This is a genomic window from Aliiroseovarius lamellibrachiae (genome assembly GCF_018599245.1).
Lineage (GTDB): Bacteria > Pseudomonadota > Alphaproteobacteria > Rhodobacterales > Rhodobacteraceae > Aliiroseovarius > Aliiroseovarius lamellibrachiae.
This window is the reverse complement of sequence record NZ_JAHEVJ010000007.1, coordinates 245,181-268,112: the sequence shown is the minus strand read 5'-3', so window position 1 is coordinate 268,112 and position 22,932 is coordinate 245,181. Positions and strand designations below refer to the sequence as shown.

The following is a 22,932-nucleotide window of genomic DNA, read 5'->3' as shown; positions in this document are numbered from 1 at the left end:
CCGCTGTATCGTCAGGCGCAGATTTACGCACGGCAAGGGGTCGATCTGGATCGTTCCACCCTCGCAGGGTGGGTTGGTAGAGCCGCCTATGAGCTACGACCGGTCTTCGATGCGTTGATCGCCGATTTGAAGCGGTCCACCAAGCTATTTATGGACGAGACCCGCGCCCCGGTTCTCAATCCTGGCAAACGCAAAACCAAAACCGGATATTTCTGGGCGCTGGCCCGCGATGACCGCGCGTGGAGTGGCACAGCTCCACCCGGTGTGGCCTTCACCTATGCGCCGGGGCGCTCGGGACAATTTGCAGATGACATCCTCAAAGGCTTCTCGGGGATCCTCCAGGTGGACGGCTATGCAGGTTACAACCGCTTGCTCAAACGCAAGGGTGACAATGTTGACTTGGCTTATTGCTGGGCCCATGCGCGGCGCAAACTGCACGAAGTTGCGCAATCTGGCACTGCTCCCATTGCCGAAGAGGGGCTGAAACAGATTGCGGCCCTCTACCGCATCGAAAAGGATATCCGGGGCCTGACCGACGAGGACCGGCTGGCGGCAAGACAAGGCCGGTCAGCCCCGTTGATCGCCGTGTTTGAGGCATGGCTGGCAGAATACCGCGCCCGCGTCTCTGCCAAAGCGCCCTTGGGCGAAGCACTCAAGTATATCGCCAAATACTGGGACGGGCTTTGCCTCTTCCTGACCGATGGCCGCATCGAAATGGACAACAACCCGGTCGAGCGCACCATCCGTCCAATCGCCTTGAACCGTAAGAATGCGCTCTTTGCCGGTCACGACGCCGGAGCCGCAAACTGGGGCGTCATCGCCTCCCTGATCGAAACCTGCAAACTCAACGCAGTTGATCCCCACGCCTATATAACCGCGACGCTCACTGCCATTGTCAACGGGCATAAACAAAGTCAGATCAATGGCCTGCTACCATGGAACTACGTCAAATAGGTGGGATCAGCGCACCGCTTACAATTATGTCATACGTGATCTCTGCAATCGCAAAGAAGTTGGCATGCTTGTCGCCCCCAGCAATGTCGGTAAAACAGCCGTTGCAGTAGCACTTGGGGCACATGTGGTGCAGGGGAAGCCTGTTCTCAGAATGAACACCAAACGTGGTGCCGTTTTGCACATCTGTGGTGAGGGAGGTGATGGGGTCAAAGATCGCGTCTATGCCCTGCTCAAGGACGTGGAAGACGCAGAAGACTATCTCGTGATGAAATCGCGCTTGAATTTGGGTGACCCGGATCATGTGCCCGAGTTGATTGAGCAGTTGAAAAAGCATCTGCCTTGCTGCGAGACGGCCATCAGCCTGATCATCATCGACACGTTCATTCATGCGATCGCTGACCTGAACGAGAATTTCTCGAATGAAATGAGCATCGCGACTTCAGGCGCTCAGACAATCGCGGAAGAGCTGGATGCGCATGTTCTACTTGTCCATCACACAGGGCGTGATGAGGACAAAGGTGGACGCGGCTCGTCCGCGATCAGAACAAACGTCGATTCCGAGTTCACAATCAAAAAAGACGAAGACTCGGGCGCATGCGTCGTCAACACCACCAAGCAACGCAACATGGCCGGTGACCTGCGGTTCTCATATGAGCTTGAGAAGGTCAAACTCTGCACTGACGAGGAAGGGGTTGACCGCTTCACTGTGAAGGCTACCATCGTCGATGGATCGCTGTCGACAGATGATGCGGCTCCCGTCAAATTTAGCCCCCTCCAAGCGGCAGCCTGGACGGCCTTGAAGGGAATTCAGTCAGAAGACAAGACTGGGGCATCGACTGCAGATATTCTCAATGCCATGCCGTCTGAGCTTCGCCCAAAGGGGGCGAATAAGAATGCCAAAGGAACCACATTGCGGGGTGCTCTAACAAAGCTTGAAGGGGCTGGCAGGCTCAAAGGTGTAAAGAATGGGAGTGGGAATTACTTTTGGTCACTGATGTAGGCCGAACTTCAAGAACTGTAGAAACTGGCTTGGGGAAGCCCCCCAAGCCGCTAACCGATCAATCAGGCTTCCATGGCTTGCCTTTGAGCACGTTTGAAGAAGTGTCGCGTGGCTTGCTCGCGGGCATCTTTATCCGTCATTACGATGTTTCGCATCTCGTTGTCTTGTTGGAACATCTTGACCATGCCTTGGAAGAAGGCCTGAGAGAAAGCGTTGTAGACAACGTCGGCCGGGTTGTTGCGCACCATCTCTGTCATTTCTTCATTCATGATGTCGCGTGTGACGCGTTCAAACCTGAGGAAATCTTCGCGCGAAAAGCTGGTCCCGTGACGATCATTGAACGAGTCGATAATTTCGGAAAGCGAGCGTTCTTCTTCTTCGGTGTAAGCGTTCGCCCCGAACTCGGTGATTGGGGCCAGCGTTGTGGTTTCACCAGCCACCAAAGAAGCGCTGCCTTCCTCGCCCTTTTTAAGTTTGAATGCTGAAAGCGACAACATGTCATCGGTGATCATGATGTCGGCAGGAACTTCACGCGAAGGCAAGAGCCGTGATAGCCACGAGGCATAGGCGTAGAGCTTCTCAAGCCAGGCATCATTTAGCGAAACAACCTGTGCTACAAAGGAGTAGAAGCGCAGGAAACTGCGCAGGAGTTGGCGAAACTCTTCCTTCTGAGCTTCGTCTTCATCCAGATTGAAGCGTTCAACAGCGAGGCGGACCGTCCCTTCAAGGGCAAGGCGGTCCTGCGTGGAAAGTTCACCCTGGAAAAAACGGTCTGCGAACCGTTCTACCTCGTCCTTATTCACATAGGTGGAGGACGAAATTCTCTGCTCCAGATCGTAGATCTGGTTGAGGTCGGTCCTCTCTTCAAGCGCAGTCGCCTCAAAGAAGGGAGAGAATGCCTCCTTGATTTCTTCCATTGTATTCTGGAAGTCGAGCACGAAGGTGCGATCCTTGCCGACCCGGATTCTGTTCAATCTTGCAAGGGTCTGGACAGCTTGCAATCCGGCCAGCTTCTTGTCGGCATACATAGCCACGAGCTTTGGTTGATCGAAGCCGGTCTGGTATTTTTCAGCCACGACAAGGATCTGATATTCATCTGTGTCAAATCGCTTGGGGAGCTCGGTCTCTGCAAAACCATTTGCAAGCTCTTCTGTCCAGGTTTGATCATCCAGTTCGAGATCACCCGAGAACGCGACAAGTGCTTTCAGGTCAGAATATCCTTTGGCTGCGATGTAATCATTCAGGCGTTGCCAATAGCGCAGAGCATGTTCACGGCTCTGGGTGACAATCATGGCCTTTGCCTGACCGCCAAGTTCGCCGGAAACATGCCGGCGGAAGTGCTCCACGATCACTTCAACTTTTTGGTCAATCGCCGACGGATGCAGAGATGCAAAGCGCGCCACCCGAGCTTGAGCTTTACGTCCCTTGAAATCAGGGTCGTCTTCGATGGCCTTCTCAAGCTGATAGTAGGCTTGATAGGTCATGTAATTTTGCAGCACATCGAGGATGAAGCCTTCTTCAATGGCTTGCCGCATTGAATATAGGTGGAAGGGGTTCGGGTTTCCATCGGTCCCGGTTCTGCCAAACCGTTCCAGAGTGACGTTCCGAGGGGTCGCGGTGAAGGCGAAGAATGAAATGTTCTTTTGCGGGCCGCGCGCTTTCTGGAAGGCGAGAACCATGTCCTCGATGTCGTCAGAACTGGTTGCGCTGCGCGTCAGGGCGTCTGTCATCGCCTGAGCGGCCTTGCCAGATTGCGACGAGTGGGCTTCGTCGATGATCACGGCGAAGTTCTTACCGGATTGTCCGGAAATGGTCGCCAGATGCTCGGTGCCGAACTTCTGGATCGTAGTGATGATGATCCGTGCGCCTTTCAGGATCGCATCTTTCAGGTCGCGTGATGTGCCTTCGATTTTCTTTACAACGCCATCTGTTTGGGCAAACCCGCCGATGGTGTTTTGTAGCTGTCGATCCAGAACCAAGCGGTCCGTCACGATGATGGCTGTGTCGAACAGAGGTTGGTCGCCATCGTCATGCAGGTTGATGATCTGATGCGCAGTCCAGGCGATGGTGTTCGATTTGCCCGAACCCGCGCTGTGTTGGATCAGATAGTTCTGACCGGCACCATGTGCCTTTGCATCGGCAAGAGACTTACGCACCGCATCGAACTGCTGAAACCGGGGGAAGATCAGCACTTCCTTCCCACCATCGCGTTCAAGGTGGATGAACCGTCCGATCAGGTCCAACAGCACCTCGCGCGAGAACACCGCCTGACAGTCAGGAAGATCCTTATACAGATAGGCGACGCGGTTCTCACCGGGGACATCAGGGTTGCCTGCACCGCCATCGCGACCGCGATTAAAGGGCAGAAAGCGTGTTTTGCCGTTCATCAGGCGGGTCGTCATGGACACGTTGTCTTGGTCCACCGCAAAATGCACGACGGCCCCGCGCTTGAACGTCAGCAGCGGCTCACCAGCGGGCGAGCGGTCCTTGCGATACTGTTTCTCGGCGTGTTTGACGTTCTGCCCGGTGAGCAGGTTCTTGACCTCCCATGTCGTCACGGGAATGCCGTTGACGAAAGTCACCAGATCAATCGCGTTCTTGCTCTTTGCTGAGTAGGTCACCTGCCGCATGACCGACAGAATGTTTGCCTCATAAGCCCGGGTGAGGTCCGGGTTCAAGTTGGAGGCCGGTTTGAAGTAGCAGAGCGAAAACTGGATGTTTGGAACCAGCTTGATACCATTGCGAAGAACAACATGTGTCGGGTTGTCCTTCAGGGCCTTCTCAAGCCGCTTGAGAACTTCGCTTTCAGCCTGCGCACTGTAGTGATCTTCCAGAACCTTCCAGGCATCCGGCTGGGTATTGCGCAGGAACTGGAACAACAACTCAGTGTCCAGTGCCAGCCGGGTATCATAATGGCTGGGACAATCGCGCTCAACGTAACCGAGGCCCGAAGTCAGACTGGCAACAATATGTTCTTCAAAGACTTTTTCTTGATGAATGTCTGCGGTGGTATGGGGTGTCATCAAAGTTACTTCTTCTGTTGCAAAGCTTTGTCGAGCAGAATTCTCAATGGATCAAAGGTGGAACTATTGCTTAACTTTGCCAAGTTTTCATTCCAGACATCACAATGCTCATTGGGCAGAGCGGCCAAATGTCCAAAAAGATCATGTGGATCGGCTCTCTTTACGTCTCCATCTCGGAAAAACACGACCCCTTTCAATTGATAGAAAAGCAACAGCCGCTGGTGATAGTCGATCTGAGCATAGAGCTTTTCACCGATATCACTCTTGCCGTAATAATCTATGTTGCGTGGGCCACTTGTCTTCGTTGGTCGCTGTGGCGTTTCACCTGCCTCAATGGCCCTTAATGCTGACTTGTCGACCGGCAAAGACAACTCGTCCGTCGCTTCTGGAGTTTTATCCTCAGATAGCTTGAGCAGCTTCCGCGCTTGCTTGAACTGATCAGGGGTCGGAACATAAGGGACATTTGGGGAAGGCGGCAATTTTATCTTCATTTCAAATTTTCTCCTGAAGAGCATCAAGCCTGCGCTCGGTAGTGCCGGATTTGCTGTGGCTTGCCACGTCGATCTGGCCCGTGACTGCGGCGGTGATCAGGGCAGATCGGTATTCTTTGAGGCGGTCGATCGTTGCGTTTGTCTTGCTGACCAGTTTGGTTTTCTTAACAAAATCAGCGTTGAGTTCCGCCACCAAGCTCCTTTGCTCTTCGATGGGAGGCAAGAAGACCGGCACATTTCGGATATCAGAGATGTTCAGGTGGGGAGAGGTTGCCCCAGTAACGTCTTGTTTGAGGTAATTGTATGCAAAGGACCCGTTCAGCGACCACATCAGATATGCAGGAATGACCCGGTCGTTTGTGCGGAACATCATCATCCGTTGCCCAAGGCAGAGCTTTTCCCCATGAGGCACAAGTGCGGCCAAACCAAAGCGTTCACCCTCGCGGGTATATAGAACGTCCCCTTCTTGAGGTTCCAACCTTTGGATCCTGTGCTTGTATTGGACCTTATCTACCCGCTTTGCTGCAGAGATGTTCACTGCCCCTCTGGTCACATCAGAGGTTCGGATTGATGGATATTCGCCATCATCCTCATGCATAGGTGTTTCATGCAAGCAGTCTACAATGCGCTGGCAAAGGAATTTCAGGCGAACGACATTCCAATGCTCTGGTAGGGTGGGGTGCCAAGGATAGCCAGATGGTTTTGAAGGAGCATCTTGGTCGGCTCCTACCGTGACAAGAGCGCTAATCCTGTTTAGATATTCGTTTTCCACCGCATTTGTAAACCGCTGCTTTTTCTCGATCAGAAGGTCTATTCTTGCGGTCTCACGGTCCAGAAAGTCGGCGATGCGCTCCTGATCATCGCGCGGCGGTAGTGGGAGCGGAACCTGCACAAAGTTTGCAAAACGCATTGCTTGCCCATCTCGAACAAGATTTGATGTTGCCTGCAGCGCTTGAATGTATCTTGAAGACTTGAACAGATGGCGGAAGAACCCCGGCGAAACTTCGCCATTCGGAACAAGCATCACATAAGCGGAACTGATGCACCCCCGATGCCGACTGTATTCAAGTCCACCTTGGAAACTTCGCATGCTTATCACGAAATCATTTGGTTCGACGTGCTTCAGAATCTCGGCGCCCGTTATGACCTGAACGACTTTGTGACCCTCTAACGCGCCATATTCAGATTGGGGTATCACCCCGTGCTTCTGGGACGCTGTCAGTTGTTGATCGCCCTCTCTTAGACGCTCTTTGCGTTCAGAGAACAGGCGTTTGCTTTGCCTTACGTCCCAGTGCGCCGGTATTCTTCCCAACCACTCCACACCACTATCCTTGGAGACACTATCGGAACGACGACTCACTCGACCACCTCCTGCAACAGCCCGGCGATTTCCGCTTCCAGTGCCTTCAATTCGGCGTCTATCTCTTCCAACGGACGGGGCGGGACATACTGATAGAAATAGCGGTTGAAGTTGATCTCATAGCCGACCCGACCGACCTTGCCGTCTTGTGTATCGGTGTAGCTTTCATCCACCCAGGCGTCGGGCATAAAGGGTGTGACCTCACGCGCGACATATTCCTTCCAATCCTCACCCAATGGCACCAGCTCGTGATCGCGCAGGGAGGTATCCGCTTCCGGGTTGCCTTTTTTATCGGTGCAGGTCTCGGCCTCATCATCACGCTCGGCAAAGGCGTTCAGGATGGCTTTCTTGACCGGCGCACCGATCTTCAGGCCGGATGTCTTGAACAGATCATCCATGGCTTTGGCGAAATTGTCCGCGTTCATCCAATGCCCGCCGCTGAGCAGGGATTGCACCAAGGTCAGTGCCTTGGATTGGCTGTCTTCATCCAGTTTTTGGAAGGGCTTGGCCTCCTGAAGTGCTTCCTTTCCAGCCTCAGACCATTCGACACGCAGTTTCAACGGGCGTTCCACCCGGATCTCGCGATAGCCGAAATCGGTGTTGTCAAAGATCTTTGACACATCGGCCCAGTCAGAATTGCCGTTCAACATGTCATGGTAAATGCGGGCGATCTCGTCCGTAGCACCCTCGGGGATCTCGCGCCGTTTGGAGCCGAGCGACTTGCGCATCGGTTTCCAGAAGCGTTCGCCACTGGCGTCGATCAGCTGCACCTTGCCCTGGCGGGCAGGATCCTTACGGTTGGTGAGCAGCCAGACGTAGGTCTGAATGCCGGTGTTGTAGAACAGGTCGGTGGGCAGGGCGATGATCGCCTCGACCCAGTCATTTTCCAGCATCCAGCGGCGGATCTCGCTCTCGCCCGACCCCGCACCGCCGGTGAAGAGGGGGGAGCCGTTCATGACGATGCCGATGCGCGTGCCTTGCTCGTCGTTGCGCATCTTGGAAATCATGTGTTGCAGGAACAGTAGCTGTCCGTCCGAAATCCGTGGCAAGCCAGCACCAAAGCGTCCACTCACGCCAAGTTCGGCGGCCTCGTCTTTGATTGGATCCGCGTATTTTTTCCAGTCGACGCCATAGGGCGGATTGGAGAGCATGTAGTGGAAGCGTTTGCCCGCGTGGGCGTCCTGGGTGAGGGTGTTGCCGAAAGCGATATTTTCCGGGTTGTGCCCCGTGACCAGCATGTCGGATTTACAGATCGCGAAGGATTCCGGGTTCAGTTCCTGCCCGAAGAGCTCCACACGGATACGTTCGTTGAGCGCCTTCATCTCCATCTCGGCGATGGAGAGCATACCGCCCGTGCCCGCAGCGGGGTCGTAAATCTGGCGAATGACGCCTGAACCGGTCAGGGCTTCTTTGTCGTTAACCAAGAGAAGGGACACGATCAGCCGGATCACCTCGCGCGGGGTGTAGTGTTCGCCGGCGGTTTCGTTGGAAATTTCCGAAAAGCGGCGGATCAGATCCTCAAACAGGTAGCCCATTTCGATGTTGGACACCTTGTTCAGGTGAAGGTCGATTTGCGTAAAGCGGTCGAAGACCTGGAATAGCAGCCCTGCGTCGTTCAGGCGCTTGAGCTGGTCTGTGAACAGGAACTTGTCGAGGAAGATGTCACGCACATTCGGCGAAAACTTGGTGACATAGTCGATCAGGTTCTTGTGGATGTCCTTTGCATCCTGCCCTTTGAGGGACGCGAAGGTGAAGCGGGAAAGGTTGTATAGCTTGATGTTCTGACCAACCACGCCCGCAAGCAGCGTGTCTCGCGCCTCGTCGTCCATGTCGGCGGGCAGCGAGGAAGCCATGTCCAGAACGGCAGATTTGGTTTCATCGAGGATGCAGTCCAGGCGGCGCAGGACGATGAAGGGTAGGATGACCTTGCCGTATTCGGATTGCTTGAAGTCTCCGCGAAGAAGCTCGGCAATGGACCAGACGAAGGATCCAAGTGATTTAATGTCGGTGCTCATGAAATAACTTCTACCCTTAGTCTTTGTTATTAGGGAGAATCTTTTGCTCCCGTTTGGGTTGCACGTTAGCACGCTTTTTCGGGAAAGGTCATCCGCTGACTTCGGGGGATCCAGACCCAGATAGTAAAAAAGGAGCAACGAGATGTTGCTCCTTCGGGTGTCTCGTCATGGGGAGAGCCTTGTTTGACAAACTTAAGGCTGTGCCAGTTGTTTTCGCTCGAATTTGAAGGCCATCTTTTCGTGTGCAGACATGCTATTGCGCCGCGCCGTTTCGCGATGCAACATCAGCATGCGCCTGGCTGCAGAGAAAGTCTGCTCCAACTCAAAGAGAACCAGGTTATCGCTTCGATTGTCACGCTGACCTGCGGATCCGGACCATAGATCCAAGCTGCTCTTGGCTGTCGCAAATTCTTCAGAAAGGGCGGCATCATCCATTTCGACGGTTCGGCCAAATGACTTGCTGTCTTCAAAGACCTTTTGAAGCTCCGCCACCTCGGGCCAGAAGCAGAGACAGGATTCCACAAGCTTCAACTCTGCTTCTACCTGTCCCCGAAATAAGGCTGGCAATCTGGTTTTGGACATTGCGATCCGCACAAAATCCATTAGCCAACGCGGTTGGAAGGCTTGTTCTGTCAGATACCAAGTTTCTTGAACAAGGGTATGCAGAGGTTGCGCAGACCTTGAAAAAGGAAATTGCCATATGCTGTGCTCACACATAGTTACCCCTTCAAACATGAGGGCGTCCGCCCAGGCAGTCTTTCCGTTATACCGCAGGTGAAACTCAATCCGTTTCCCCTGTGCCAGCTCGAACGTTGCATACGCATAGCGGTCCGACTTAGACAAGATTGTTACGGAGACATCAGTCGACTTCATTTCGCCCATTTTTTCAGTGCCTTTGATTTTTTGATGTTCGAATAGGACGTGTCTTCTCCGAAGGGAGAGACACGCCGTTGATCGTGGTTAGATGGCGCGCAGGCCAAGCTTTTGAGCTTTGATCCGTGTCTTCGACTGAGGATTATCCCGCACCGGACTGATGATCAGGGATGGATCGAACGGGATCGCAGAAATGCAATCGTGCAGGGTTTTCAGAGAGATCCCGTTTTGCGCATAAGAGCGTTCGCCCTCATCCAGCGGTTCATGGCCCATCAGAGCACGACGGATGTAACCCGGGGTGGGCACGTCCATCAGTTCATGATGGAAGGTCGTGCGGGTAGCGTGCAGATCCAGGCCGTGCCAGTAGACATCATGGGCCTGACGGTAACGTGTGAACTCCTTCGTGAAGAGCTCCGTGTAAGTGTTCTTGGTCTTCCCGCGCTTAATCTCGCTGAAAAGGCGCTTGCGTTTTTGCCCGCGCTTTTGAGCGACCAGATCAAGCAAACCCAGTTCAACCAAGGCAGGGTGGATCGGAAGGCGGCGTTCACCCGCCTCGGATTTAACGCTGTTCCCAACCGTATTCCGAATTCTCATGTAGTTGATGCCGTTCTGGGAGCCAAAATCCTCAGGAGCAAGCTGCAGCGCTTCTTCACTACGCACACCTTGAAGAAAGCCCATGATTGGCACCCAAAACAGAGGGTCCGCTTCGTTCCTCGTCTTCCCCTGGAAAACCGGCGTTTGAAACAGTAGCGCCCGCCGATCGTCCCAGCGTTGCCGGGCAATCTTTTCTTCAGTCGCTCGGATCCGTTTCTCTTCCTTGTTGGTGAAGGTGCAGCCGACAAAGGGATTGGTCGGGATCACGCCAAGCGAAAGCAACATCTTTCCGATGCGGTTTACGGCCCGCACATGCTTGAAATACGTCTCCGCGCGAAGCCGCGGAATGCGCTTTTCAAGCTTGGCCATTTCGACCTCCACTGGATCGGTGACTCCCTCGCGTTCCAGGTCTCTTTCAACCCTATCCATGGCAATTCTCTCCTTTGTATTTACGTGTTTTACCAACGCGCGATACCCCTCCGCTGCGGTCATATCGGCCGCCTTTCCATGCAATCTGGGGATCTCACGAATGATCGAGATTTGATTGAGAACATCCTCTTCGGGGATGGTTCCGATCGGTGATTTATCCAGCAGGTCAGACCAGATGTTCTTGGCGACCTGCATGCCTGGCAGGGTAGATTTCCCCCACTTTTTGCCGGTCTCATTGTCGGGCTTTTGACGTTTGTCCCAGTCCTCGCCGTAGCCCTGGAGTTTAAGTTCGATATAGACGTCAAACGCCTCATCAATTCTGATGTTTTCGCCCTTGTTCAGAGCGGCGATGGCCTTGTCAGAGCAGTTCTTCAGCTGGATACGTTTGGACGCGAGATGAGCTGCGGATGCCGCATTCTCTGTGGTCGAGACGACGTTATCCGGTTTTGTGGCCGAGACTGCGGCACCCGTGCTGCACTCGGTGGTGTCGGAAGAGGTGGTGCGCTCCGAACAACCAACGGCAACTTGCGGGGAAACTGCTTGTGCGGTCTGGGGAGCGACAGCACTGCTTAGCTCGTAAGGAAATGTCTGGGTCGGGGGGCTGACGTGGCTAACCCCCGTAGTTTCAGGGGCAAGTGGCACTGCCACTCCTGCGGTCGACCCGATGCCCTGAGTAAAATACGGGCTCGGTTCCTGGAAAAGCCCACGTTCACGGCGTTCGCGCTCTTCGCTGAGGTTCAGTAATACGCGTGTGGCTTCGTAAGCCAGATGTTTCCAATCATCTCCATCTTCCGGAAGGCTGATGCCGAGATGTTGAGCGACCGCTTGCAAAGGGCGCCGTGCAACTTCTCGGTTGCGCAGCTTCAGTGCCTGGACAAGTGTTTCTTGCAGCGCGCGTTCGCGGCGAAGGGCAAACTCTGCCGCTTCAGCTGTGCGCTGGTTACCTTGAATGCGAATTCGGTCAGCCGCTTCGATCTCGAAGCGGACGAGAGTCGTCAAGACATGCGTGACGACAGCTGGAGTCAGTGTCATGGTGCTCGCGATGTAATGGAATGTCAGATTGCTCAGAGCTGTCAGCCGGATGGCAAGCTCCTGTGCCTCAGAAAATGCATGAGTTTTTAGGGAAAACACAAGTAGGGGAAATCCCCTATTCGGGCCATTTGAGGTGGGCCAGCTATTGTTGGGAATTCTGTCGGCTGGCGCTTGAAGCAGGGGGTTGGAATAGGGGTTTTCCCCTATAGGGCTTTTCGTGGATCTGATTGATCTGAAGGTTGGATGATTCTGTTCGACTGCAGATTCGGACGGCTGCGAAGCCGCCCAAAGGTCGCAAAGACTCTTGGGCCATCTGCGCCGCCAAACGTATCCCGAGCGTCGATATTCAAGGTGAGGAATTCTGTTTGAACGAGGCATGACTGTCTCTCCCGTGTGCCACAAAGTGTCACGCGGAGTGCCAGTCGCAGTGCCAGAAACGAAAAAGGCGACCCGGATGGGTCGCCTTTTTCTTAGAAATCAACCTCTTAGAGGTTGTTTGGCTCCGGCGGTAGGGATCGAACCTACGACCAATTGATTAACAGTCAACTGCTCTACCGCTGAGCTACGCCGGAACTGCGCGGTGTATAGCGCCGCTCATATCTGCCCGCAAGAGAAGAATTGAAATTTTTCATTTGAAAGTCAACGAACAAAAAACATCCCCCAAAACCTGTCTTGTAGAGGGATTTGCCAAAAGAAACTGAACACCATTATATTTGTGAATCTCGGCGCGGAAAAGCATCGTATCCATTTGAAGTTAAACAAAAAAACCTGCATTGCCTGATGCTTCTGCCTATGCGGCCAACTCGTGGAGTTTGATCCTGAAGCGTTTCTGGTCTGTCAAAATCACCGACGAGAAAAAGGCGAGAAAAATAGATTTACATGCACAGTGTCTGACGAGACGATGGCCAAAGACATGAAACGGGTGACGTAAAAGCGGTATTCATCCGAAGAACTTGTCGGCATCGCGCTGGAGGATCTTTTAGACCCGGATAGATTTGCGGAATTCGACCGCCGTTTGCGCGGCGCTCAAGGTGTCCATCCAAATCGAAAATGGGCAGAGGACATCCGCTGGGTCTGGACAGGTCAGGGTTGGCTATATTGCGCTGAAAGTTTGGTAATCAGGGCCTTGAAATTGGCCATCTCCTTCAGTTCATCACCCAAAAGCTGCATTCATTGCATCGATCTCAACCACCAATACTGTTCGCAAGACCGTCAGAAGTTTTTTGCGCGAGCATGGTTTCAAAGGATCCATTTGCGGCAAGGGCAGCCGTTGTGACAATGCCGCCGTTACGACGTTCTTCATAACCTTAAAAGCAGAGCTGATCTGGCGCTGGTCATGGAAAACAAGGACGCAAGCCGAGATGGCAATCGTCGAGTTCAGAACCCGCTCTATTCCGCGCGCTGCCGTCACACAGCCCTGCGCTGGAAACGCCCCATCGGGCCCGAAAAGAAAGTGGCACAAACACACACTTGGGGGGCAAATGCGCATCAGGCCCGTGTGAACAGTTTTTGCTCACAGAGGGTCGCAATCCTCAGAGCCATCAATATTGACTGGAGAGCGAACACTTGCTTCGGTATGCTCTGTCGGCTGTTTGGTGTGTCGATGCGACATTTCGATGGTATTGATGCGCGTTTCGCTTCGATGATGCGCCAGCAACAGTTGTTAAAACGTCAGGTGTATATCAGTCTTGCCCGACAACTGAGGCCAATTTGCTCAGGAGTTCCATTTTCTTGATCGGTTTGGACAGGAACGCGTCCATTCCGGCCTTCAGGCAAGCGTCCCGGTCGCTGCCGAAGGCATTTGCCGTGAGCGCAACGATCAACGGTTGTGGAATGGACAGGCCCCGAATGGCTTTTGCCGCCGACACACCGTCCATTTCGGGCATAGACATGTCCATTATGACGATATCCGGATGATGTTTAGCGCAGAGTTCGATTGCAAGACGGCCGTTCTCTGCTTCGATCAATTCGACTGAAAGCCCGGACAGATATTTGCGAAGTAGAAGGCGATTGGTGCGATTGTCTTCTGCAACAAGAATGCGGCGTCCATGAAGCGTGCTGAGGTCAACTGGGTGGTCAGAAGGGTCGCTTTCCACCGTCCCTTCGGCAGGTTTGGTGCATATTTCCAACGTGAAACAGCTGCCTTTGCCCTTTTCTGAACTCAGGGTGATACCGCCGCCCATCTGCTCGGCCAAACTGCGCGAAATGGTCAAGCCCAAGCCTGTTCCCCCGTAGGCCCTTGTTGTCGCCGCGTCTGCTTGCGAGAACCTGTCGAAAACTTGTGTAACTTCGTGCTCGTCAAGACCGATACCGGTGTCCTCGACCGCAATGATCAGCCGATAAGGATTGCTCGCGCTGTTGCCAACCCGAAGGCATACATGTCCGGTGGCTGTAAACTTCACGGCATTGCCCGCGAGGTTCAGCAGGATTTGGCGCAGCCTTCCATCATCAGCGCGCACCGTTTGCGGCAAGCCGCTGTCGTAGACAGCCTCGATGGATAAGCCTTTCAATCGGGCTGCAGGGCGCATCACTTCGACAACAGCATCAATGCACGACTTTAGGTCAAAGTCGATGTCCGACATGCTGAGTTTTCCCGATTCTAGTCGGGACAGGTCAAGGATATCGTTGATTATGTTCAACAACGCCTCAGATGAGCTGCGGATCGTATCAACGCATTGCTGATCTCCTTCGTTCAGCGGGGATTCCGACAAAACATCCGCCATCCCAATGATCCCATTCATTGGCGTGCGGATTTCGTGGCTCATGTTGGCGAGGAACTCGGATTTCACTCGAACCGACTGCTCGGCGACCAGTTTTGCTTCGGCCAATTCCAATGCATGAAGTTTGGCTTGGGTAATATCTCGCTCGATCCCAATGACCATCGAGATTGCGCCGTTGTCGTCCAGGACTGGGACGAAACGGGCATCCACCCATATTTTCTCTCCCGTCTTGGTGTAGTTTAGGATTTCACTTTCGAAGCACTCTCCGCGTGATTTATGTTCGGTGATCTTCTCGATCACGGCCGGATCAGTCTCGGGCCCATTTAAAAGCTCTCCCGGTGTTTTTCCCACGGCATCTTCCGAGGTGTATCCGGTCATCCGCGTAAATGCTCTGTTAACCCATATGATCTGGGTTTCGGGGGTGGTCAGAACAATACTGTCAGATGCGTTTTGCGCCACGGTTGAGAGAAGTTCCAGCTCTTCCTGCTTGGCCTCAAGCTCCTGCTCCCGCTTGCTCAGCGCTGAAATCACGCCCTGGCGGATGGTCGATAGATGGCAGGCCAGAAAGGTCGGGACAATGATCAGGATGCCAGCCCCCAAGAGGATGAGCCGTAGCGGCCAGAAATTGTTTGGCCACGCTGACCAGCCCCCACGCGGAATGGCTGCAAGCTGCCAGGTTCCGACCGGTAGGACGATATCAATAAGCACAGGGTCAGCGTCCAAAATGGACATATCTCCGAAGAAAAGTTCCCCATCCGCCCCCAAACCATCACGACCGATCAACGCAATTTCAATGTGCGAGTTTGGATCGGTCACGCCCGTTTTCGCGTAGATTGTTTCGACGTCGAGCACCACGGAGGCGATTCCCCAGAACTTCTTTTCACCGCCCTCTTGGACATAGATTGGAAAACGTCCAATGAAACCGAGGCCGCCCTGGATGAGTTCAACGGGTCCCGCAAGAACCATTTCGCCACTGTCCCTGACCCTAAGCGCTGCTGCGCGTTGTGCGTCATTTCGAGTGTAATCGAGGCCCAGCACCGATTTATTGTCCTCAAACGGGTGTACCATTTGCACAACCAAATCCGGCGCCACAGCAATGTTAAGAAACTCTTCTTTCGTCCCGATCGCTTGCGCGGCAATCGCACTAAAGTGTTCCTGCTGCAGGGTGGGAGTGGTTGAAATGACTGCAACCAATCCACTGACAAGTTGAATGTCCGCGTTGAGGTGACCCTCAAGTTGCGAGCGCAAGAGACCGGCTTCGTGTTGAACACTGGCGCGGACACTCTGAAGATGAATGGTCTGGCTTTGGCGGTCAGCAAATAGGACCGCAGCGGCCACGCCAAAAATGGCCACCCAAACGGGCAGGTAAGCGCGGTTCGGTCGCATTGTAATTATTCTTTGAACCCAAGTGTTCAATCCATACCCCTTACCTCGCCGGCAGAAAGGTGCCGAGCCTGTGTTTGAATCAGCATTTCAGGAAAACCTTCAAATTTTTTTAACTCACAAACAGCGTTTGCGAGACGGGGGGATCTATGGTGTTTTGATACCACTCTGATGTCGAATTTTATATGACGACAGATACTTACATCATCCCCCATGCATGTCGCGGCGCGGTGTCTGAACAGGATGTCAAAAGGTCTGTTGCTTCTTTGCGCTTGGGTGCGGGGCGTCTAATAAACGGGGTCTTCCGGAAATGAAACTGAACCTCATCTCTTGGAAAGGTCAGTGGTATACCTTTGCCGGCGGCTGGACCTTTAAGGCGCTCAATAGAAAACCTCCTCAAAACTGTCTGATTTGGGAGACTGAAATAAGGCTTAGAAAAGAATAAGGGCCTAGCGATTGCTCGCTAAGCCCTTGAAATCTCTGGCTCCGGCGGTAGGGATCGAACCTACGACCAATTGATTAACAGTCAACTGCTCTACCGCTGAGCTACGCCGGAACTGAGGGCGTGTATAACTTTGTGAATTTTTTGCCGCAAGAGGGGAAACCTACTTTTTCCCTCAAAGCCGAAAAAAGTCAGCGCTGACATCAAGTGTCGGTTTTGCACGCACCAAGTCCCGCTCATATAAATCGATGAGGTGTGCAAATACATTTCGCTCGGCGGCCGGTAGCAAGGCTGTCGGGGTCTCGGTGTAAATATTCTGCGTCAGGGAGGTGATGGTGTGTGCTTGGCCGTTGCCAAGGGCGTTCAAGATATCGGCTTCTCGTGTTTTTCGGTGATGTATCAACCAGTTAATACGCTCGGCTGGATTGACAATAGGGGCTCCGTGACCGGGGTAGTAAATCCTGTCATCCCGAATGCGCAGTTTCTCGCAGCTGGCCATAAAGGCTGTCAAATCACCGTCAGGCGGAGACACCAGTGAACTGGCCCAAGCCATCACATGATCCCCTGTAAACGTTGCTCCATTCATGCAAAAGCTAAGATGATTTGCGAAATGACCCGGCGTCCAGATTGTTTCTATGTCCAGCCCGTTGTGATGAACCACGTCGCCGTCAGACAGAATGATATCGGGCGTGAAATCCACATCCACACCTTCACCACCGGAGCTGAGCCCCCGGGCCACAAGATCGCGCATCACATCGCTGCGACCTGCCTGTGCGTTCCCGAAGGCATAGATGGGTGCGCCGGTGGCCTGTGATAGGGGGGGCGCCAGAGGGGAATGGTCGAGATGGGCATGTGTTACAAGAATTTTGCTGATCTGCTCGCCGGGCTCTAGCCCTGTCAAGATCGCGTCGAGGTGAGGCGCGAGATTTGGACCAGGATCCAAAACGACAACCTCGCCATGCCCCAATACATATGTATTTGTGCCCCAATAGGTCATTGGCGAGGGGTTAGGGGCCAAAATGCGCCGAATGCCCGGCTCGAGTGTTTGGTATGTGCCAACCGGGGGGCTTTTGTCAGTCATGGCGCGCCTTTCGTTTTCGTTCATAAGGGCGGGGTTTGTGGTGTTTGGCAAGCTGAACGCAACGTCCCGACCTGGCCGTCCCCCCCGCCGGGGCGGCTTCGGTGGAGATTGCATCATCCCTCGTTGCAGGGGGCGCTGTGTGGCATTAGGGTTTGGGAATGTTCTTATGGCTTAAACAATTCATGCCGCGGGGTCTTTATGGCCGGGCGGCGCTGATTCTGATCTTACCAATTGTGGCACTGCAGCTTGTCGTTTCGGTTGTGTTCATACAGCGGCATTTCAACAGGATCACTGTACAGATGACCCATGCCGTGGTGGTCGAGCTGGAGTATGTGACGCGTCTTGTGAATGACGCGCCAACAGTTGACCTTGCACAGGCCGCAATTTCACCCCTGATTGTCCCCTTGGCATTGGACATTCAATTGCCGTCGGATCCGGTTGAAAAATCGATCAAATTTACCGATTTAACCGGGCATTTGGTGGAGCAGCAATTGGAAGAGGGCGTGATGAATATTAGCGCTGTAGATCTGCGCACTGAGCCATCGCAGGTGATTATTGGATTTGACACACGCCATGGCCCGATGCGTGTTTCCTTATCGCGCGAACGCGTGTCCGCAACGAACCCACATCAGTTGTTGGTGCTGATGGTCGGTACGGGGCTGTTAATGACCGTGATTGCATATCTGTTTTTGCGCAACCAATTACGTCCTATCCGCCGTTTGGCGCGCGCGGCCGAAGCCTTTGGTAAAGGGCAGGTGGTGCCCTATAAACTTGCCGGGGCGACCGAAGTGCGTGCGGCCGGCAAAGCGTTTTTAGACATGCGGGGGCGGATCGAACGGCAAATCGAACAACGGACGTTGATGCTGTCAGGAATCAGTCACGATCTTCGAACGCCTTTGACCCGCTTAAAACTTGGGTTGTCGATGATCGAGGATGAAACGCGCGGTGAGTTGGAGCGTGACGTCGATGACATGGCCCGTTTGGTGGACACTTTTTTGAATTTCGCGCGCGCGGAAGCTCTTGATGATCCGACAGAAATATTGGATCCAAACGAATTGGCCCGAGACATTGTTGATAAATGTCGGCGTGCGGGGCAAGAGGTGCAGCTTGGCGCATTACAGGCGACCGAGCTGATGTCGCTTCGCCGGATCCCCATCGAGCGTGCTCTTGAAAATCTTACTGGAAACGCAACGCGTTATGGGAAAAATGTGATGCTGTCGGTTTTGCAGGGGCGGGGCGATTTGCGTTTTGTCGTTGAAGATGATGGGCCCGGCATTCCTGTTTCAGATCGCTCGTTGGCGCTTAAGCCATTTGCCCGCTTGGATGCCGCGCGCAATCAAAACAACGGCTCTGGTGTGGGGCTTGGCCTGGCCATCGCAAGCGACATTGCACGCAGCCATGGCGGGCATTTGCGGTTGGGGGACAGCGAGACCCTTGGTGGGTTAAAGGCCGAGTTGGTCATACCGCTTTAGGTCGGTTTTGGGCGGAATAATGTGATTATTGAACTGAATTGGGCTGGCCACTCCCGCTAAGTTGAACAAAACAGGAGACAGCTCATGAACAAGACACATCTGGAAATGACATCCGACATGGGCGCCAATCTTGACCATTGGCAGCAGCGTGTGGATATGGCTGCGGCTTTTCGTTGGACCGCTCGGCTGAACATGCACGAAGCGGTGGCAAACCACTTTTCATTGGCGGTGAATGAGGCGGGCAGTCAGTTTCTGATGAACCCAAACCAGATGCATTTCTCGCGCATCAAAGCCTCTGACCTATTGCTTTTGGATGCAGATGATCAGACCACGATGGGCCGCCCGGGCGCCCCGGATCCAACGGCTTGGGGGTTGCATGGGTCAATCCACCGTCTGTGTCCGCACGCGCGCTGTGTGATGCATGTGCATTCCATTCATGCCACGGTGCTTGCGTCATTGGCGGACAGTTCTTTGCCGCCGATCGATCAGAACTCAGCCACGTTTTTCAACCGATTTGTGATTGATGACGGGTACGGAGGACTTGCCTTTGAAAGCGAAGGCGCGCGCTGTGCATCAATGCTCACAGATCCCAAAGTCAAAACGATGATCATGGGCAATCACGGCGTGTTGGTGATCGGATCAAGCGTCGCGGACACGTTCAATCGGCTTTATTATTTTGAGCGTGCGGCAGAAACCTATATCCGTGCGCTGCAAACGGGGCAAAAACTTCGAATTCTTAGTGACGAGATTGCAGAGAAAACGGCGCAAGAACTAGAGGATTATCCCGATCAATCCGAACGCCACTTGTCCGAGCTTAAGGCGCTCTTGGATGATGAAGGCAGCAATTATGCGTCATAACGCCTTATCCGGCGCATAAAACCTTACAGGTCAGTGCCTTGGGGCAGGGATGTCGGTGGGGAATTGGTAGGCCCGGCAGGACTTGAACCCGCAACCAAAGCGTTATGAGCGCTCTGCTCTAACCAGTTGAGCTACAGGCCCACCGTGCCCCCTAGGTATCAAACTTTTGGCCCGCGTCAAGCTGGGCGTAGACTCTTTGCGCGCACTAAGTTACCTCGTGGCGTGAAAACGCAGCTTTGGATTATCGGGGGTCGACATGAGCGATCAGTCTAAGGGCATCACCTATGCGGATGCAGGTGTAGATATTGACGCAGGCAACGCGCTGGTGGAGCGGATCAAACCGGCCGCCAAACGGACCAATCGTCCGGGTGTGATGGCGGGTCTGGGCGGCTTTGGCGCGCTGTTTGACCTTAAGGGCGCAGGGTTCAAAGACCCGGTTCTGGTGTCAGCCACAGATGGGGTGGGCACCAAGCTGCGCATCGCAATTGACACGGGCAATGTGGACACCATCGGGATCGATCTTGTGGCGATGTGCGTGAATGACCTTGTGTGCCAAGGGGCGGAACCTCTTTTCTTCCTCGATTACTTTGCAACGGGGCGTCTGGAAACAGACAAAGCGGCGCGGATCATCGAAGGCATTGCCAAAGGCTGTGAACTGTCACGCTGTGCCTTGGTTGGCGGGGAAACGGCCGAAATGCCGGGCATGTATGACGACGGTGACTTTGATCTTGCAGGCTTTGCGGTCGGTGCGCTGGAACGCGGCGAAGTGTTGCCGCGCGGTGTGCGTCCGGGTGACGTTCTGCTGGGGCTGGCCTCGGACGGGGTACATTCCAACGGGTATTCTTTGGTGCGTAAACTGGTCGAAGTCTCTGGTCTTGGTTGGGATGCGGATTGCCCTTGGGATGGTAGCATCACCTTGGGCGAGGCGCTTTTGGCGCCCACACGTCTTTATGTCACCCAAGTTCTTGAGGCGATCAACGCCGGTGGCGTTCACGCCCTGGCCCATATCACCGGTGGTGGCCTGACCGAGAACCTGCCGCGTGTGCTGCCAAACACCCTTGGCGCCGTGGTTGATCTGGATGCGTGGGATCTGCCACCTGTCTTTAAATGGTTGGCTGAAACCGGCCAGATGAGCGAAGCGGAACTGCTTAAAACCTTTAACTCTGGCATCGGCATGATCATGGTTGTCGACAGCAAACAGGTGAAAAACATCATCAAACTGCTGACCGACGCCGGCGAAACCGTCAGCCAGCTGGGCATTATCCAAACCGGCGAAGGTGTAAAATACCTAGGGTCGCTTCTGTGACAAAAGACGGGGCAGGGTCGCATAAGCGGGTCGCCATCCTGATTTCCGGGGGCGGTTCTAACATGGTCACGCTGGTCAACTCGATGATCGGTGACCACCCCGCGCGCCCGTGCCTTGTGTTGTCGAATATTCCAGACGCGGGTGGCCTCGCGAAAGCGGCCGACCTTGGCATTGAGACCGCGGTTGTGGATCACCGCGATTACAAAGGTGATCGTCCGGGGTTCGAGGCGGCCGTAACCGCACGTCTTGAGGCGGCAACCCCTGATATCATCTGTCTTGCCGGGTTCATGCGGATCCTGACCGAAGGGTTCACGGGGCATTGGGCTGGGAAATGTTTGAACATCCACCCCTCGTTGCTGCCCAAGTACAAAGGGCTGCACACACATCAACGCGCAATAGATGCGGGCGATGTCCAAGCCGGATGTTCCGTGCACGAGGTGACGGCTGAACTGGATGGTGGGCCTATTTTGGGGCAAGCCCGTGTGCCGGTGTTGCAAGGCGATACCGCTGACGATCTGGCCGCGCGCGTTTTGGTTCAGGAACACCTGCTTTACCCCGCCGTTTTGCGTCGATTTGCGCAAGGTGACAAGACGCCTGTGTTCTTTGGGTGAGCGCCACGGACCCCGTTTTTCCACAAGGCTTTTCTTTCGGGCAATTTCGCCGTAAACCTGCCCGAACGCCGCCCCGAACGCCAATGGGCCACTCGATCAGGATACTGAAATGATTACCATTACGACCACCGAAGCGCTTGCTGAATTTTGCGCGCGCGCCGCCAAACATCCCTATGTCACGGTGGACACGGAATTCCTGCGCGAACGCACCTATTATTCCAAGCTGTGCCTTGTTCAAATGGCGGTTCCGGGAAAGGCCGAAGAAGACGCGGTTCTGGTCGATCCTTTGGTTGAGGGTCTGTCGTTGGAGCCGATGTATGAGCTTTTTCGCAACGAAGATGTTGTAAAAGTGTTCCACGCCGCCCGTCAGGATCTTGAAATCTTTTTTGTCGAAGCCGGCGTGTTTCCCAAACCGCTCTTTGACACGCAGGTTGCGGCCATGGTGTGCGGGTTTGGCGATCAAGTTGGTTATGAGACGCTGGTGCGCAAAATTGCCAAGGAGCAATTGGACAAATCTAGCCGTTTCACCGATTGGTCGCGTCGTCCTTTGACCGATGCGCAAAAAACCTATGCAATTGGGGATGTGACCCATCTTCGGGGCATTTACGAATGGTTGGCGGCAGAGCTGAACAAGACGGGCAGGGCTGACTGGGTGGAGCAAGAGCTCCGCGTATTGACCCATCCTGACACCTATACAATTGACCCGCCAGAGGCTTGGAAACGGGTGAAAACACGCACCAATTCCGGGCGTTTTCTTGGAATTGTACGAGAGCTGGCAAAGTTTCGTGAAATCTATGCGCAATCTCGAAATATTCCGCGTAACCGGGTGATGAAAGACGATGCCTTGCTGGAGCTTGCGTCAACCAAACCGAAAAATATTCAAGAGCTTGGTCGCTCGCGCCTGCTTTTGCGTGAAGCGCGCAGGGGCGATATTGCGGAGGGTATTCTTAAAGCCGTCGCTGACGGTTTGGCTTGCAATCAGGACGCGCTTCCAAAGGTCTCGGATCAAAACAAAGAAAAGCTACAGGTCAATCCTGCCTTGGCGGATTTGCTGCGCGTGTTGCTTAAGGCCCGGTGTGAGCAGGAAAAAGTGGCGCAGAAGCTTATTGCATCTGCGGCAGATCTGGATGCACTGGCGGCTGGAAAGCGCAATGTTCAGGCCCTGTCTGGATGGCGCGCTGAGGTGTTTGGTGATGATGCGGTGCGCCTGTGCGAAGGCAAGCTTGCTTTGGCCGCAAAAGGTCAGCGGGTCGAGGTGTTCGAAGTTTAATGCACAAAAGCAGCGGGT

The 22,932-nt window shown here is 54.1% G+C and carries 16 protein-coding genes and 3 tRNA genes; 7 read left to right on the top strand and 12 right to left on the bottom strand.

Annotated elements, in window-relative coordinates; translation table 11 throughout:
* Both tnpC and KKW20_RS13860 read left to right on the top strand, forming a co-directional pair.
* On the top strand, positions 1–954 hold a 954-nt coding region (tnpC, locus tag KKW20_RS13865), incomplete at its 5' end, for an IS66 family transposase (RefSeq protein WP_214568492.1).
* Positions 923–1,954, top strand: a complete 1,032-nt coding sequence (locus KKW20_RS13860) for an AAA family ATPase (RefSeq protein ID WP_214568491.1) — start codon at positions 923–925, stop codon at positions 1,952–1,954. The genes tnpC and KKW20_RS13860, both read left to right, overlap by 32 nt.
* A 62-nt stretch (positions 1,955–2,016) precedes the next feature.
* On the opposite strand, the gene KKW20_RS13855 is transcribed toward KKW20_RS13860, so the two are convergent.
* The 11 genes from KKW20_RS13855 to KKW20_RS13805 all read right to left on the bottom strand — a co-directional run bounded on the left by KKW20_RS13855 (position 2,017) and on the right by KKW20_RS13805 (position 17,397).
* Positions 2,017–4,977, bottom strand: a complete 2,961-nt coding sequence (locus KKW20_RS13855; RefSeq protein WP_214568490.1) for a type I restriction endonuclease subunit R — start codon at positions 4,975–4,977, stop codon at positions 2,017–2,019.
* Positions 4,978–4,982: 5 nt separating this feature from the next.
* Complete coding sequence (locus KKW20_RS13850) at positions 4,983–5,468, bottom strand: hypothetical protein (protein WP_214568489.1); 486 nt, start codon at positions 5,466–5,468, stop codon at positions 4,983–4,985.
* Position 5,469: 1 nt separating this feature from the next.
* Positions 5,470–6,828 carry a restriction endonuclease subunit S gene (locus KKW20_RS13845; protein ID WP_214568488.1) on the bottom strand — a complete coding sequence of 453 codons (1,359 nt, stop codon included), beginning with the start codon at positions 6,826–6,828 and terminating at the stop codon, positions 5,470–5,472.
* Positions 6,825–8,843, bottom strand: a complete 2,019-nt coding sequence (locus KKW20_RS13840) for a type I restriction-modification system subunit M (RefSeq protein ID WP_214568487.1) — start codon at positions 8,841–8,843, stop codon at positions 6,825–6,827. Before KKW20_RS13840 ends, KKW20_RS13845 begins: the two co-directional genes overlap by 4 nt.
* Positions 8,844–9,035: 192 nt before the next feature.
* Positions 9,036–9,725 (bottom strand): hypothetical protein, encoded by a 690-nt coding sequence (locus KKW20_RS13835; RefSeq protein WP_214568486.1) that lies wholly within the window; start codon positions 9,723–9,725, stop codon positions 9,036–9,038.
* A gap of 78 nt (positions 9,726–9,803) precedes the next feature.
* On the bottom strand, positions 9,804–11,771 hold the full coding sequence (locus tag KKW20_RS13830) for a site-specific integrase (protein WP_214568485.1): 1,968 nt from the start codon (positions 11,769–11,771) through the stop codon (positions 9,804–9,806).
* 497 nt (positions 11,772–12,268) lie between these two features.
* A tRNA-Asn gene (locus tag KKW20_RS13825) sits at positions 12,269–12,343 on the bottom strand.
* A gap of 581 nt (positions 12,344–12,924) precedes the next feature.
* Entirely contained in the window at positions 12,925–13,182 is a 258-nt protein-coding gene (locus KKW20_RS13820; protein ID WP_214568484.1) for a hypothetical protein, read from the bottom strand.
* A 271-nt stretch (positions 13,183–13,453) separates the two neighbouring features.
* Positions 13,454–15,877 (bottom strand): ATP-binding protein, encoded by a 2,424-nt coding sequence (locus KKW20_RS13815; RefSeq protein WP_214568483.1) that lies wholly within the window; start codon positions 15,875–15,877, stop codon positions 13,454–13,456.
* Positions 15,878–16,355: 478 nt separating this feature from the next.
* Positions 16,356–16,430: transfer RNA gene (locus tag KKW20_RS13810), tRNA-Asn, on the bottom strand.
* A gap of 61 nt (positions 16,431–16,491) precedes the next feature.
* Positions 16,492–17,397 carry an MBL fold metallo-hydrolase gene (locus KKW20_RS13805; protein ID WP_214568482.1) on the bottom strand — a complete coding sequence of 302 codons (906 nt, stop codon included), beginning with the start codon at positions 17,395–17,397 and terminating at the stop codon, positions 16,492–16,494.
* A gap of 158 nt (positions 17,398–17,555) precedes the next feature.
* Here KKW20_RS13805 and KKW20_RS13800 point away from each other — a divergent pair, with 158 nt between their 5' ends.
* Together KKW20_RS13800 and KKW20_RS13795 are read left to right on the top strand one after the other, a co-directional pair.
* Positions 17,556–18,869, top strand: a complete 1,314-nt coding sequence (locus KKW20_RS13800) for an ATP-binding protein (RefSeq protein ID WP_214568481.1) — start codon at positions 17,556–17,558, stop codon at positions 18,867–18,869.
* Between the two features lie 84 nt (positions 18,870–18,953).
* Positions 18,954–19,727 carry a class II aldolase and adducin N-terminal domain-containing protein gene (locus KKW20_RS13795; RefSeq protein ID WP_246534608.1) on the top strand — a complete coding sequence of 258 codons (774 nt, stop codon included), beginning with the start codon at positions 18,954–18,956 and terminating at the stop codon, positions 19,725–19,727.
* A 64-nt stretch (positions 19,728–19,791) separates the two neighbouring features.
* On the opposite strand, the gene KKW20_RS13790 is transcribed toward KKW20_RS13795, so the two are convergent.
* Positions 19,792–19,868: transfer RNA gene (locus KKW20_RS13790), tRNA-Ile, on the bottom strand.
* Positions 19,869–19,983: 115 nt separating this feature from the next.
* Here KKW20_RS13790 and purM point away from each other — a divergent pair.
* From purM to rnd, 3 genes are all read left to right on the top strand, one after another.
* Entirely contained in the window at positions 19,984–21,033 is a 1,050-nt protein-coding gene (purM, locus tag KKW20_RS13785; protein WP_214568480.1) for a phosphoribosylformylglycinamidine cyclo-ligase, read from the top strand.
* On the top strand, positions 21,030–21,644 hold the full coding sequence (gene purN / locus KKW20_RS13780) for a phosphoribosylglycinamide formyltransferase (RefSeq protein WP_343207597.1): 615 nt from the start codon (positions 21,030–21,032) through the stop codon (positions 21,642–21,644). Before purM ends, purN begins: the two co-directional genes overlap by 4 nt.
* Before the next feature lie 109 nt (positions 21,645–21,753).
* Complete coding sequence (rnd, locus tag KKW20_RS13775; RefSeq protein WP_214568479.1) at positions 21,754–22,914, top strand: ribonuclease D; 1,161 nt, start codon at positions 21,754–21,756, stop codon at positions 22,912–22,914.
* Positions 22,915–22,932: the final 18 nt, after the last annotated feature.

Coding starts and splice junctions, on each gene's coding strand:
- rnd (WP_214568479.1), top strand. CDS start 21,754: ATGATTACCATTACGACCACCGAAGCGCTTGCTGAATTTTGCGCGCGC.
- KKW20_RS13860 (WP_214568491.1), top strand. CDS start 923: ATGGCCTGCTACCATGGAACTACGTCAAATAGGTGGGATCAGCGCACC.
- KKW20_RS13795 (WP_246534608.1), top strand. CDS start 18,954: ATGAACAAGACACATCTGGAAATGACATCCGACATGGGCGCCAATCTT.
- purM (WP_214568480.1), top strand. CDS start 19,984: ATGAGCGATCAGTCTAAGGGCATCACCTATGCGGATGCAGGTGTAGAT.
- KKW20_RS13850 (WP_214568489.1), bottom strand. CDS start 5,468: ATGAAGATAAAATTGCCGCCTTCCCCAAATGTCCCTTATGTTCCGACC.
- KKW20_RS13855 (WP_214568490.1), bottom strand. CDS start 4,977: ATGACACCCCATACCACCGCAGACATTCATCAAGAAAAAGTCTTTGAA.
- KKW20_RS13840 (WP_214568487.1), bottom strand. CDS start 8,843: ATGAGCACCGACATTAAATCACTTGGATCCTTCGTCTGGTCCATTGCC.
- KKW20_RS13800 (WP_214568481.1), top strand. CDS start 17,556: ATGTTCTTATGGCTTAAACAATTCATGCCGCGGGGTCTTTATGGCCGG.
- KKW20_RS13815 (WP_214568483.1), bottom strand. CDS start 15,877: ATGCGACCGAACCGCGCTTACCTGCCCGTTTGGGTGGCCATTTTTGGC.
- KKW20_RS13835 (WP_214568486.1), bottom strand. CDS start 9,725: ATGGGCGAAATGAAGTCGACTGATGTCTCCGTAACAATCTTGTCTAAG.
- KKW20_RS13805 (WP_214568482.1), bottom strand. CDS start 17,397: ATGACTGACAAAAGCCCCCCGGTTGGCACATACCAAACACTCGAGCCG.
- KKW20_RS13830 (WP_214568485.1), bottom strand. CDS start 11,771: ATGACACTGACTCCAGCTGTCGTCACGCATGTCTTGACGACTCTCGTC.